General features: G+C 62.5%; 14 protein-coding genes and 1 pseudogene. 10 read left to right on the top strand and 5 right to left on the bottom strand.

What is annotated here, in order from left to right:
• Positions 1–98 precede the first annotated feature (98 nt).
• The 5 genes from KQ933_RS22830 to KQ933_RS22810 are packed head-to-tail and all read left to right on the top strand — an operon-like array spanning position 99 to position 5,141.
• The gene (locus KQ933_RS22830; RefSeq protein ID WP_216760117.1) at positions 99–932 is read left to right on the top strand and encodes a metallophosphoesterase; all 834 of its coding nucleotides are present in this window, start codon (positions 99–101) and stop codon (positions 930–932) included.
• Positions 932–2,095: an ABC transporter ATP-binding protein gene (locus KQ933_RS22825; protein ID WP_216760116.1), complete on the top strand. Its 1,164-nt coding sequence runs from the start codon at positions 932–934 to the stop codon at positions 2,093–2,095. The genes KQ933_RS22830 and KQ933_RS22825 overlap by 1 nt, the downstream gene beginning before the upstream one ends.
• Positions 2,088–3,014 carry a carbohydrate ABC transporter permease gene (locus KQ933_RS22820; protein WP_216760115.1) on the top strand — a complete coding sequence of 309 codons (927 nt, stop codon included), beginning with the start codon at positions 2,088–2,090 and terminating at the stop codon, positions 3,012–3,014. The genes KQ933_RS22825 and KQ933_RS22820 overlap by 8 nt, the downstream gene beginning before the upstream one ends.
• On the top strand, positions 3,011–3,850 hold the full coding sequence (locus tag KQ933_RS22815; RefSeq protein WP_216760114.1) for a carbohydrate ABC transporter permease: 840 nt from the start codon (positions 3,011–3,013) through the stop codon (positions 3,848–3,850). Before KQ933_RS22820 ends, KQ933_RS22815 begins: the two co-directional genes overlap by 4 nt.
• A 25-nt stretch (positions 3,851–3,875) precedes the next feature.
• Entirely contained in the window at positions 3,876–5,141 is a 1,266-nt protein-coding gene (locus tag KQ933_RS22810) for an ABC transporter substrate-binding protein (RefSeq protein ID WP_216760113.1), read from the top strand.
• An 18-nt stretch (positions 5,142–5,159) separates the two neighbouring features.
• Here KQ933_RS22810 and KQ933_RS22805 read toward each other — a convergent pair whose 3' ends face one another.
• Positions 5,160–6,200: a substrate-binding domain-containing protein gene (locus KQ933_RS22805; protein WP_216760112.1), complete on the bottom strand. Its 1,041-nt coding sequence runs from the start codon at positions 6,198–6,200 to the stop codon at positions 5,160–5,162.
• A gap of 89 nt (positions 6,201–6,289) precedes the next feature.
• A complete protein-coding gene (locus KQ933_RS22800) occupies positions 6,290–7,207 on the bottom strand; it encodes a sterol desaturase family protein (protein WP_216760111.1) in 918 nt (305 codons plus the stop codon).
• 373 nt (positions 7,208–7,580) lie between these two features.
• On the opposite strand from KQ933_RS22800, the gene KQ933_RS22795 reads away from it, so the two are divergent.
• Positions 7,581–8,318 (top strand): dienelactone hydrolase family protein, encoded by a 738-nt coding sequence (locus KQ933_RS22795; RefSeq protein ID WP_216760110.1) that lies wholly within the window; start codon positions 7,581–7,583, stop codon positions 8,316–8,318.
• 375 nt (positions 8,319–8,693) lie between these two features.
• Here the strand turns inward: KQ933_RS22795 and KQ933_RS22790 are convergent, their stop codons facing one another.
• Positions 8,694–9,134, bottom strand: coding sequence for a cytochrome c (locus KQ933_RS22790; protein WP_253958452.1), 441 nt, complete (start codon positions 9,132–9,134; stop codon positions 8,694–8,696).
• Between the two features lie 200 nt (positions 9,135–9,334).
• Entirely contained in the window at positions 9,335–9,667 is a 333-nt protein-coding gene (locus KQ933_RS22785; RefSeq protein ID WP_216760109.1) for a four-helix bundle copper-binding protein, read from the bottom strand.
• A gap of 258 nt (positions 9,668–9,925) precedes the next feature.
• Between KQ933_RS22785 and KQ933_RS22780 the strand changes: the two are divergent.
• Positions 9,926–10,396, top strand: a pseudogene (locus KQ933_RS22780) (cytochrome b); the annotation flags it as partial.
• 18 nt (positions 10,397–10,414) lie between these two features.
• Here KQ933_RS22780 and KQ933_RS22775 read toward each other — a convergent pair.
• A complete protein-coding gene (locus KQ933_RS22775; RefSeq protein WP_253958397.1) occupies positions 10,415–10,858 on the bottom strand; it encodes a YqaA family protein in 444 nt (147 codons plus the stop codon).
• Positions 10,859–11,029: 171 nt separating this feature from the next.
• Here KQ933_RS22775 and KQ933_RS22770 point away from each other — a divergent pair, with 171 nt between their 5' ends.
• From KQ933_RS22770 to KQ933_RS22765, 3 genes are all read left to right on the top strand, one after another.
• A complete protein-coding gene (locus tag KQ933_RS22770; protein ID WP_216760107.1) occupies positions 11,030–11,431 on the top strand; it encodes a hypothetical protein in 402 nt (133 codons plus the stop codon).
• Between the two features lie 91 nt (positions 11,432–11,522).
• The gene (locus tag KQ933_RS33535) at positions 11,523–11,750 is read left to right on the top strand and encodes a hypothetical protein (protein ID WP_253958396.1); all 228 of its coding nucleotides are present in this window, start codon (positions 11,523–11,525) and stop codon (positions 11,748–11,750) included.
• Positions 11,747–13,210 (top strand): TolC family protein, encoded by a 1,464-nt coding sequence (locus KQ933_RS22765; protein WP_216760106.1) that lies wholly within the window; start codon positions 11,747–11,749, stop codon positions 13,208–13,210. Before KQ933_RS33535 ends, KQ933_RS22765 begins: the two co-directional genes overlap by 4 nt.
• Positions 13,211–13,220: the final 10 nt, after the last annotated feature.

Raw genomic sequence — 13,220 nt, 5'->3', positions numbered from 1 at the left:
CGCTTGTAACCCGCCTGACATTGGGGCGCTCTAAAGAGGCGGCACGAACAGTGCCTGCCGCCGGAAATCTGCCGCGGGCCTTATTGGAGAGCCCCGGCATGAGAATCGTCCAGATCACCGACACGCATTTCAGCCCGTCGATCCCGCATTTCAACGGCAACTGGCAGCCGCTCGCCGAGTGGATCAATAGCAGCGGCGCCGATCTCGTCATCCATACCGGTGATCTTGCCGTCGATGGCGCCGACAAGGACGAGGACCTGACCTTCTGCGTGGAGCTGATGCGGCATGTGAAGATCCCGATGCTGATCGTGCCCGGCAATCACGATGTCGGCCATCTGCCGGGCTCACCGCAGCCGGTCGATACGACAAGGCTCAACCGCTGGCGCAGCCTCGTCGGCCCAGATTACTGGCTGGAGGATGCCGGCGACTGGCGCCTGATCGGCCTCGACAGCCTGCTGATGGGCATGGAGAACGACGAGCAGGAAACGCAGTTTGCATGGCTGGAGCAAGCGCTTGCCGGACGCGCCGGACGGCGGGTTGCCATGTTCGCGCATAAGCCGCTCTTCGTCGACACACCTAACGAGGGCGAGACCGGCTACTGGAGCATCCGCCCGGCCCAGCGCCAGCGGCTCTATGATCTGATTGCCTCCCATGACGTCGCCCTCTATGCCAGCGGCCACCTGCACTGGGCCTGGAAGGGACGCTACAACGACACCGCGCTCGTCTGGGGCCCGGCGGCCTCCTTCATCATAGGCACGATGGAGCGCGAAATGTCGGGCGAGAGGCTGATCGGTGCCGCAATCCACGATCTCGGCGATGACGTTGCCAGCGAGATCGTCGCTGTTCCCGGCATGGTGGCGCATGTGCTCGACGATGTCGTTGCCGAAGTCTATCCGCACGAGGCCCACAAGGTGCAGAAGGAGCCGGCGTAATGAGCGCGCTCGCCCTTTCTGCCATCAGCAAATCCTATGGCGACAATGCCATCCTCAAAAATATCAGCCTCGACGTTCAGCCGGGCGAATTCATCGCGCTTGTCGGCCCCTCGGGCTGTGGCAAGAGCACGCTCCTGCGCATCCTTGCAGGCCTCGACCATGCCGATAGCGGCGAGATCGTTATCGGCGGACGGGAAATGTCCGATGTGGCGGCCGCCGACCGCAACATCGCCATGGTCTTCCAGTCCTACGCGCTCTATCCGCATCTGACGGCCGGCCAGAATATCGCCGTGCCGCTTGCTATGCGCCGGTTAAGCCGCTTTCAGCGCCTGCCCTTCCTCGGTCCGGTCATGCCCGGCTACCGCGCCATTCGTTCAGGCATTTCCCGCGACGTGCAGGAGACGGCGAAAGCGCTCAAGATCGACCATCTGCTGGATCGCAAGCCCGGCCAGATGTCTGGCGGCCAGCGGCAGCGCGTGGCGCTTGCCCGCGCCATGGTGCGCCATCCAAGTGTCTTCCTGATGGACGAGCCATTGTCCAATCTCGATGCCAATCTGCGAGTTCATGCGCGCGGCGAGATCGTCGAGCTGCATCGCCGCGCCGGCGTGCCGACCGTCTATGTCACCCATGACCAGGCCGAAGCGCTTTCGATGGCCGACCGCGTTGCCGTGATGATCGGCGGCCAGCTGCTGCAACTCGCCCCGCCACAGGTCATCTATGACGACCCTGCCCATATCGAGGTCGCCCGTTTCGTCGGCCAGCCGCGCATCAATCTCCTGCCGGCACGCATCGAGAATGGAACTGTCGCCTTCGGCGATATCAAGATGGCGCTCGCAGAACCGGGTCTTTCAGGTCCTGACGTGACGATCGGCATCCGGCCGGAATTCGTCCGGCTTGCCGCCGATGGCCAGACGTCGCTGCCCGCCCGTATCGAACGCATGGAATTCCTAGGCTCGGAAGTCATCCTGTTCTGCCGGCTGGATGCGATCGGCGAGACCGTGCTCGCCAAGCTTGCGCCTGCCGATGCTGCGGGCCTGTCGGCCGGCATGGGTGTTGCGCTCTCCTTTCAGCCCGACAAGGCCCTGGTCTTTGCGCCTGACGGTCGCCGGCTTCGCACGAGCGCCCTTACCGCCGATGCCAGCAGGGAGAAAGCCCATGGCTAGCATAGCTGCGGGCGAGATCCGTCCGGTTGCGTCGGCCGCAAGGCATGAGCGTCGCGAAGCACAGATGGCCTGGCTGCTGTCGCTGCCGGCAATCATCCTGATCGTGCTCTTCGTGCTGGCGCCGATCGTCGCCGTCATCTTTCTCGGCTTTACCGATTTCGAGCTTGGCGTCGGCAAGTTCCGCTTCGTCGGCTTCGAGAACTACACCGAGCTCTTCACCGACCGCACCTTCCGCAAGTCGCTGTGGAACACCACGGTCTATACGGCGATTGTCGCGCCCGTCTCGATCCTGCTCGGCCTCGGTGTCGCCATGCTGATCGAGAGCGAGGGCTGGGGGAAGAGCGTCTTCCGCACTGCCTATTTCCTCCCCGTCGTGTCGCTGATCGTCGCCATGGCGACCGTCTGGCAGTATCTCTTCCACCCGACCATCGGCCCGCTCAATGCGATGCTCGATGTCGTCGGCCTGCCCAAGCCGAACTGGCTCGGCTCCTCGGCAACCGCGCTCTACAGCCTCTCGATCATCGGCGTCTGGCAGACGGTCGGCTTCAACATGGTGCTGTTCCTGGCCGGCCTGACAGCGATCCCGCGCGAGCTTTATGCCGCCGCCGAGATCGACGGCGCCAAATCCTCACTGGACCGCTTCTTCCTCGTCACCTGGCCTATGCTCGGTCCGACGGCGCTCTTCGTCACCACGATCAGCATCATCAATGCGGTCAAGACCTTCGAGACGGTCAAGACGCTGACCGACGGCGGCCCCAACCATGCTTCCGAAGTCCTGCTCTTCACCATCTACCAGGAGGGGTTCGTCTACATGAAGGTCGGTTATGCCTCGGCCATGACCGTGGTCTTCCTTGCCATCCTCGTCGTCATGATGTTCCTGCAGTACCGCTTCCTCGACCGGCGGGTGCACTATTCATGAAGACGCGCTCCCACTTTACCCTCGGCCGGCTTATCCGCCTGGCGCTGCTCATCGTCGGGGCGGTCATCTTCCTCGCGCCCTACATCTTCATGATCTCGGCCGCTGGCAAGTCGCAGGACGATATCTTTACGGCGGCTCTTTCGCTGATCCCGACGCATTTCTTCTACATGCAGAATTTTGCCAAGGCACTCGACAAGGTCGCGATGGGCACCCTGCTCTGGAACGGTGTTGTCGTTTGCACGCTCATCTTCGTCTTCCAGGTGCTGGTCGCGGTTCCCTGCGCCTATGCCATGGCGAAGCTGAAATTCCGTGCCGCCCGCCTGATGATGATGCTGGTGCTACTCGGCCTTCTGGTACCGATCCATGCAACTGCCCTGCCGCTCTACGTCGCCTTCGACAGCCTGTCGCTGCTCAACGGCTATACGGCGCTGGTGGCCCCCTTCACCATCTCGGTCTTTGCAATCTTCCTGTTCCTGCAGTTCTTCCGCGCCATGCCGGATGACCTGATCCATGCCGCTCGTCTTGACGGCATGTCCGAACTCGGCATCGTCTCGCGCGTCATCGTGCCGAATGCCTGGCCGGCAGTCACGGCTTTCGCGATCTTTTCGGTCGTCGCCCATTGGAACGACCTCTTCTGGCCGCTGATTGTCATCTCGAAGCCCGGCTACGCCACGCCGCCGCTCGGCCTGATGAACTTCCGCGCCGCGGAAGCCGGCGACGATTACGGCGCGCTGATGGCGGCCACCATCATCATCACCATTCCCCTCGTTGCGGCCTTTCTGCTCGCGCAGAAACGCTTCGTCGAGGGTATCACCATGACCGGTCTCAAAGGCTGACCGGCTGAACCCAGGAGAACGAGCGATGAAGCATTTCACCCAGTTCCTCGCAGTAGCGGCTCTGTCCGTGGCGGCAGCCCTGCCGGCCCACGCTGAAACGACGCTGACGATCCACTACCCGATGCCGGGTTTCTTCAAGGACGTGATGGACACGATCTCGAAGAAGTTCATGGAAGAAAACCCCGACATCAAAATCCAGTTCGCCGCTCCCTCGGCGACCTACGAAGACGGCATCCAACTGATCTTGCGCCAGGCCGGTACGTCTGAAATGCCCGACGTCACCTTCATCGGCCTGAACCGCTTGCGCATGCTGAACGAGCGCAATGTCGCCGTCGACATGACACCGATGGTCCAGAAGGAAGGCAACATGGCCGAGCAGGGCTTCTCGGACACGATCCTGAAGCTCGCCCAGGTCAAGGGCAAACAGGTCGGCCTCGCTTTCGCCACCTCCAACCCGATCATGTATTACAATGCGGATCTCGTGAAGGCCGCCGGCGGCAATCCCGACACCCCGCCGAAGACCTGGGATGAAGTGATCGCACTCGCCGGCAAGATCAAGGCGCTCGGCAACGGCGTCGACGGCATGGACTTCCGCTGGCAGGGCGACGATTGGATGTTCTCGGCCCTCCTCTTCGGCGCCGGCGGCAAGATGCTGAGCGACGACGAGCAGAAGGTCACCTTCAACGGTCCTGAGGGCCAGAAGGCCGTCGAACTGATCAGCCGCTTCGTCAAAGAAGGCGGCATGCCTGTTTTCACCAAGGCAGCGGGCGAACAGGCCTTTGCAGCCGGCAAGGTCGGCTTCGAATTCCAGACGACCGGCGCGCTCGTCAACACGATCAAGAATGTCGGCACCAAGTTCGATCTGCGCACCGCCCAGATCCCGCTCATCGATCCGGACAAGGGCCATCTGCCAACCGGTGGCAACGCCGTCGTCATCCTCGCCAAGGATCCGGCCAAGCAGGAGGCCGCCTGGAAGTTCGCCAAGTTCGCCGCCGGCCCCTATGGCGCCTCCGTCGTCGTTCCCGGCACCGGCTATGTGCCGAACAACGAACTTGCCGCCAAGTCGGCCGAATATCTCGGCGACTTCTACAAGAAGAACCCGCTCTTCCAGGCGGGCCTCAGCCAGATGCCGCGCATGATCCCCTGGTACGCCTTCCCGGGTACCAACGGCGTCAAGGTCACCCAGACGATCGTAGACAACCTGTCGCGCGTCGTTGACGGTTCGGCCGAGCCGCAGGAAGCACTCGACGACGCAGCCGCCGACGTCGAAGGCATGCTGCCGCGCAGCTAATTTGCAATTGGTCGCGGGTTAAGCCGCCCGCGGTCTCGACCCGGAACCGTCGCATCCTGCAGGTGCGGCGGTTTTCTCGTTTTGGAGGTTTCGCACAGTGCCGCCAGGGCGCAGGGCATGCGACAATTCGAGATGCCTGAGCGGCGCATCGTTTTCGACGATATCGAGCAGCAGCGACGCTGCTGTCGCGCCCATGCTGAGATCGGGCATTTCGATCGAGGTCAGCGTCGGATTGATGAGCTTGCCGATGGCGATACCGTCGAAGCCGGCAACCGAGATATCGTCGGGAACGCTAAGCCCCTCGCGATTGATCGCACCGATGACGCCGAGCGCGATCAGATCGTTCGAGCCGATGACGGCGGTCGGGGAAAATGTCCGCAAGGCCTGGCCGAGATCCATCTGGTCGTAACCGTTGACGAAGGGCACTTCCACGGCCTCTAACGGGGCCACACCCGCTGTCTCCATCGTCTGCAGATAGCCGCGGTAACGCAGAAGCGCACGGTCCGAGGCCCTGAAGCTGCCGGAGACGTAGAGGATGCGCCGGTGGCCCATGGATAAGAGATGTTCTGTCAGCCGGCCGCCGGCCGCATAATTGTTGACGGTGACGGCAGCCGGATATCGAGCCGTCGGCGAGCTGCCAAGCAGCACGGTCGGCGGCAGGTCCTGTGCCAATGCCGGGCTGGTCTCGCCATTGCAGACAGTCAGAATAAGCCCGGTCGGCCGCTCGCCGAGAAGCCCTGCCACCGCATTGGCCTCCTGATCGGGATCGTAATTCGACTGGGCGATGAGAACGCTATGGCCGGCGACCAGCATGCGGTTCTGGATGCCCGAGAGAGACGAAGCAAAAACGGGATTGGTCACACTCGGCACCAGCACGCCAATGACAGGCCGGCGGCCACTGCGGGCAGACGGTGCCGTCGCCCGATAGCCGACTTCGGCTGCAGCGCGGCGCACGCGAAGAGCAGCCGCCTGACTGACAGGGCCGCTGAGGTTCAGCACACGGCTTGCCGTCGCCATGGAACATCCGGCCCTCAGCGCAACCTGTTTCAACGTCGTCATTCGCCGTCCTGTCCGTTTCCGTCGAGGTTTGCAGGCTCTTACGAGTCGATTGTCATGAAATGATGACGGGCAAAGACCGATTTTCGGTCTCAGCCACGTTTGGGCTGACGGCCGAGGATCTGGCGCACGCCGTCCTTGGTGAAGGGCTGCGCCAGTTGGCTGACGAAGCCGGGGGCGATCTGGCCCTTGATGCCGATATCGGTCGAGGATGGGCGGTCGGGGTTGAAATAGGTGCCGAACAGCTGGTCGAACAGCACGACATTCTCGCCATAATTGGTATTGCCTTCGCGGAGATCCTTCGAATGGTGCCAGCGGTGAAGCCGGGGCGTGCTGAAGACGAAATCGAAAAGGCCCGTGCGCATGTCGACGTTGCAATGGGTCAGGATGCCGATGAAGGCCGTGACCGCACCAAGCCACCAGAAGACCTGCAGCGGGGCGCCGAGCAGATAGAGCGGGATCTGGCTCAACGCGATCTTGAACAGGGAATCGATGACGTGGAAACGGCCGGTATTGATGACCCAGAGGCGGGTGACGCTGTGGTGCAGGGCATGGAAGCGCCAGAAGAACAGCCGTTCATGGGCGATGCGGTGCGCCCAGTAGAGGCCGAATTCGGCAATGATGACGGCGAGGGTTGCCTGAAAGATCATCGGCCAGGATGATGGCCAGAGGCTGAACTGCATGGCGGCCAGCGGCTGCAGCAGGCCGGCAGCGAGCATCGGAAAGATCGCTGCCGAGAGTGCCGCTAGCTGCACCAGCCCCTTGGTCAACACCGTGTGAGCGATGTCGTTGGCCGTTTCGCCATCCGCCTGGAGCCAGCGCTGCTCGTAGGGAATGGCGCGTTCGAGCAGAAAGAGGATGAGGACCTCGCCTGCATAGACGGCAGAGAAGACAACCATCGGTCGATCGCCGGCAAAGGCGAAATAGGCGCCCGTCAGGCCGGAGAAAAATACCAGTGGCCAGGACAGATAGGCAAGAATGTATCTTCCGGCTGCGGCTGCTTTCGGCATCAATGTCATGTCCCCTCAAGAGCTCGACGGGTTTCGAGCCAATCGCCCAATTCCTGCCCGGATCGCCCGCGGCCGTCTCTGCACGGACTGATCTCGTTCTCGTAACGCCCTCGGCCCGGTTTCCCAGTCATGCCATCGATCAGGACGATCGGCAATCGCCTGCGCCACCCGCCTCGTGCAACGGGGCGGTCAAACTGTGGATGGAGGATTGCAGGACAGCCGACACCCACCGCGACCTGAAGAAATAAGCCTGCCAAGACATCTTGGGACAGCCTTCAATCCGCACATTCGTGTCTTGAGACTGTTGTCAGCCTTTGCCAGATTGCCGGCAGCGGCCTGAGCGCTGCTTCAATAAAATCAAAGGGATTGGTCGATGAAACGCGATATTGAAATCTCGACGGCTGACGGCGTTGCCAGGGCGTCAGTTTTCCGCCCCGAAGGCAGCGAGGGCAAAGTCCTGCCGGGCATTCTCTACTACATGGATGCGCTCGGGCCGCGCGAGGCCATCGACATCATGGGCGAGCGTCTCGCGAATGCCGGCTATGTCGTGCTTGCACCCGATCTCTTCTATCGTTTTGGAGCATACGGCCCCTTCGACGGTTCTTCCTTCGGCAACGAGACCTCGCGCGCCGAGATCATGAGAATGATCCGCGAGACTACGCAGGAGATGACGAAGCGCGACAGCGCGGCCTTCCTCGATGCGCTCGAGGCCGAAGGCGTTTCCGGTCCGGTCGGCGCCGTCGGTTACTGCATGGGCGGCGGTCGCGCTCTGACGGCTGCGGCCGCCTATGCCGACAGGATTGCGGCAGCTGCAAGCTTCCATGGCGGAAATCTCGCAAGCGAGGCGCCCGACAGCCCGCATCGCCTGGCCGGCGACATCAAGGCGCGTGTCTATGTCGGCGTTGCCGGCGTCGATGGCAGCTTCCCACCCGAACAATCCGCTCGCCTCGCCGAGGCGCTGCGCACCGGCGGCGTCGACCACATAATCGAGAACTATATCGGCATGTCGCATGGCTGGACCGTTCCCGACCGCGGCGAGATCTACAGCGAAAAGGGTTCTGAGCGGCATTGGAAGCGCCTGCTCGAACTTTTTGCGGAAACGCTCGCCTGAGATCGGCGATTGCGGCACGCCCGACCTCGGACGGGTCTGCGCTACGGGTCGCGTGGGTAGGCGATTGCCGCAAGCAGCCATGTTGCTGCATCGGATTGCCAGGCAGGCGCAAATCCGACTTTCGCGTCGATGGTCGACGAGACCATAGAACAGGCCCGTGCCGCTCGCACTCAGTTCCTGCGCGCAAGTAGAGGCAAGTCTATTGAACCCGCTGCCGGAGAGGTTAGCGAGAGTAGCTTGCCGCAAAGGGACAGGCTTACCCGCAGCGATGGCCGCAGGTCATGTGGGCCGATTGCGGTGGTGATGCCCCCGATCGACGCCTGCTTCGTCGTCAATGGGCTCAGGACTGAGTAGCCAGGCCCGTGGTGCGGCGTCTCATTGGCCCATTCTGAACCTGGCATGGCAGGTCGTGCAGGCCTGCAGCATCAGGTGGAAGAGATGCTCGGCGGGGATGGAGGCCAGCGCCGCCTCGTTCCGGACATGTGTCCCGAGCGGACCGCCGCCCATCACCTCGCCGGGCTTCATCCGCATGCGGCCGGTCATCAGTCCGGGATTGTCGGCGGCAGCGGTCTCGAGTGCGTGCGCATAATCTCTGAGATCGTCCGCCAGACGGTCGAAGCGTTCACGCTCCGCCCCGATCTCAGGCTTTGCCTTCGACTTCGGATCATCCAATCCGCTGATGAAATGATCGGCCAGCGCATCGCCAGACCTCGCGGCAATGCTTCCGGCGGCGTTTCGGAATTCCGCCGACGAATAGCTCGCGGGGTCTCGGAACATCTCGGCCATCGTCTTGGCGGCCGCCGCCATGGCCTTCATATCGGTCTGCCGAAGCGCGACCACGTCGTCCGCCGCAAGCCCAAAGGAGGCGCATGCGGAAGTGATGACCAGGAGCCCCGTGACAGGCAACAGCTTAGATATGATCAAGAAAGCCTCGCACGTGTGAGTTCCGCCGAAAGGAGATCGGCGGTCCATCATCTCGGCTGCGAAGCGGGCGGAAAGAGGGCGCTGCGTCTCTTCTAGGCGGCCATGCGACTGCAGCTCTCGGCGCAGCGGCGGCAGGCCTCGACGCAGCTCTGCATGTCGCCGATCCGCTCGCAATCGTCTGCGCATTGGGCGCAGATTTCGGCGCATTCGCGGCAGACATGCTTGTGATGCTCCGAGCCGATCAGCATGAAATGCGCCGAGGTCCGGCAAATTTCCGCGCAGGCCATCATCAGCTTGAAATGTGCAGGCTTGGTATGCTCCCCGCCCAGTTCCAGGCAATGGCTCATGGCCATCAAAAGGCACTCGCTGTAGCAGGTCAGGCAATTGTCGATGCAGGCCTTCATTTCGCTCGACATATGATGCATGGCATTATCTCCTATCCGGCTTCCTGGCCGCCGCAGTGAATAACAGGGCGCAGGCCATGGCGGCGCGATCCTCAAACAGTAAAAACCTCGTCGAAACGGCATCGTGGCCGCGTTCACTACGCCGTCTAACAGTGTCGCCTAGGGAATGTTCCAATTGCGCCAGGGATCGCGGGTTATTTCAAAGTCCATACGGCAGATCAGCGATGTCTTAACCTCGGGCTGCTAGCTCTTGCGAACCATCGCAACAACGGCTGCGCCATGAGACCAGGATATTTCCGCATCCAGATCTGGCTTCACTGGCTGATCGCCCTCCTGGTCCCGACCCAGTACCTGACGGGCGGCAGCATCGAGCGGATCCATCATGCGGTCCACATGGGGATAACGCCCGACCGCTGGGATCTCGTCCAACACTACCTCCACAACTATCTGGGGATCGGCATCGGCTTACTGATGGGCCTGCGGCTTGCGGTCCGGCTCCTGTGGCCACCCCTGCCGGACAGGCGACCGGCGTCGGCGGCAAAGGCGCTTTCCCGAGTACTTCATCATGCCTTCTATGCCGCCATTATCGGGCAGGCGGCAATGGGGTTCGTGGCAAGCTACATCTGGTTCGGGATCGCGCCCTATCACGTCATCGGCTCAAGGATCATCCTGGCGATGGTGGCGCTTCACATCGCGGCCGCGGCCTGGCACACTCTGGTTCTGCGCGACGACACCATCGACCGGATGGTCATCGCGAAGAGACCGCCGTCAACCGATAACTCCGAGGACGGCGAGCACGAGGGCAACGTAGCGCCCGGTCTTCGCGACGAACACGAGAAGAAGGAACGGCAACAGCGGTTCGCGCAGCACGCCGGCAGCAACCGTGAGCGCGTCGCCGAAGAGCGGCATCCATGAGAGGAGCAGTGACCACCTGCCGTATTTGCGATACCATCGCGACGCCCGATCGAGCGCGGCGTCGCCGACGGGGAACCATCGCCGTGACCGGAACCGTTCGACGCCCCGGCCGAGGACCCAGTTGACGACGGCACCGAGCGTGTTCCCAGTCGATGCGACCGCGACAAGCAGGACCGGCGGATGCTGGCCCGCCAGGACAAGGCCCGCAAGTGCGGCTTCCGACTGCATCGGAAATATCGTTGCGGCCGCGAAGGCTACCAGAAACAGGCCCGTCATGGTCGAAACTGCTGTGAGCATTTTATCTCCTGCCGCCGGTCCAGTCCGGAACATGGGCGGCCATGTTGACAAAGGCATTTGCCGCGTGGCGCCGTCAACCGGTTCGTTGCGTCATGGCCACAGAAACGACGCGAATCGTCGGCACCTGTTTCTTCCATTGAAAGCAGGCCGTTGAAACTGTACGCAGGTCGCATGGGCAGAATGTACCGAATCGCACTGAGCAGATGGCTGCTCGTCGTGCGGCTGGCGATCTTGGCATCGCTGGTCGGATACAACATGTCCAGCGCCAGTGCCGCCATGCACGGCTCGGCCTTTCCGGAATTCGAGAACGCCGCCTCAGTTGCAACACCCGAGGCCGACGGCCATCACATGATCGAGCCATCGGAGCACGGCCATCAGCACGACGCTTCAACTGACGACGGCGACACCAAGCTCGTCAAACAGGAATGCTGCAAGGATTTCTGCGGCGGACTGGGCATCATTTGTGAAGGCCCCGACGTCGGCGGACCCGTCGTCACGTCCATACGACAGTTCATCGACGATCGTGCAGCCCTCGGCGAACTGCCGTCCCTTCACCGTCCCCCGAATATCTGAATAGAGACGCACCCGGTCGATCGGGTCCAGTCGGTCGCTGCCTGCGTCCAGGCGAGCGCCCGTAGGCTATCTCCTATTCGGAAATTTCATAATGAAACCCTCGCTTTTCGTGGTGGGGCTGCCGCTTGTTGTCGGCGGCTGCGCATCCACGCTTCCTCCCGACGTGGTGGGATCTTCCCCCGCGGTCGAACAGCCTTCCCCGCGCCCGATCGCGTACCGGTCGCCAATGTCAGGCTACATCGCCAGGCAACCCGTCGATCCCCGACCGTGGCGTAGACAGAACGACCTCCAGTCTCCGACCAATGGAGACGACTCATGATTGGCCTCGGAAGATTAATGGCCGTGCTGGCGTTTCCGCTAGTGCTGAGCAGCTGTGTCACGGGCGCCGAATATTCCAGCAAGGATGCAGGCTTTGCTTCCGTTGCGAGCAAGACCGCGGTCGTGACGGGCAAGCAGACGGCCTGGATCCAGAACCGGAACCAGGCCCGGTCGGCTGCCGCTGAGGTCAAAAGCCTGCTGGCGCGCAGGAAAGTCCTCGACGTCGAGACGGCGGTTCAAATCGCCCTCATCAACAACAGGGGTCTTCAGGCCGTGTACGCCGACCTCGGCGACAGCGCGGCCGATGCCTGGCAGTCGACCATGTTCATCAACCCGACGGTTTCCATCGGCACGACAGGCATGGGCACGCCGGAACTACAGGCTTTCAAGACCATCGAAGGGATGATCGCGACGAATATCCTGGCGCTCGCGACGAGGGACCGGGATATTGCGATCGCCGACACCCGTTTCCGGCAGGCGCAACTGACCGCCGCCGTGAAAACACTGGAGGTCGCCGCCGACACGCGGCGTGCCTGGATCGGGGCGGTCGCCGCCTGGGAAAATGTCGGGCAGCTCCAGCGCGCCCAGGCGACGGCGGATGCCGCTTCCGAACTGGCGGAGAAGCTGGGCGAGACCGGCGCGATGACCAAGGGCGCCCAGGCGCGCGAACATGTGTTCGTCGCCGAACTGGCCGGAGAAACCGCCAAGGCCCGCCTGGCGGCACGTCTCGCCAAGGAGGAACTGACGCGGCTGATGGGTCTTTGGGGGGCCGACCTGGACTATCAGGTTCCAAACAGCCTGCCGCCGCTGCCTAAATCCGTCGTCGGACGCGATACGATCGAGGCCGAGGCTCTGAAGAACCGCATCGATCTGCAAGTGGCGAAGCTCGAACTGGAGGCAACCGCCAGATTCTATGGGCTCACCGACGCGACACGCTATGTCACCGATCTCGATATCCTGACCGGTTTCGAAACGGAGCGGGAAATCGAGGACGGCGAGAAGAAGACCAGAACGACTGGCCAGGTCGAACTGGAATTCGCAATTCCGATCTTCGACACGGGTAAGGCCCGGATGCGCAAGGCCGAGCTGGCATACATGCGGGCAGCGAACCAGCTCGCGGAGAAGGCCGTCAACGTCCGCTCGCAAGCACGCTCCGCATACGAGGCGTACCGCTCGAACCATGACATCGCGCGGCACTACCGCAACAATGTCGTGCCGCTGCGCACCAAGGTCGAGGAGGAATCCCTGCTGAGCTACAACGGCATGATCACCAACACGTTCGAACTGCTCACCGACACGCGCGACAAGATCAACTCCATCCTGCTCTCCGTTAACGCCAAGCGCGATTTCTGGCTCGCCGAAGCCGGCCTCGCACCCGCGATCTACGGCGGCGGCGCGACCAACGCGTCGGCAGAGACCGAAGTCGCGGCGGCTTCCGGCAGCAGCGGCGGCGGTCATTGAGAAAGGAACT

Source organism: Rhizobium sp. WYJ-E13, from assembly GCF_018987265.1.
Lineage (GTDB): Bacteria > Pseudomonadota > Alphaproteobacteria > Rhizobiales > Rhizobiaceae > Rhizobium.
This window is presented reverse-complemented; position numbering and strand designations above follow the sequence as displayed.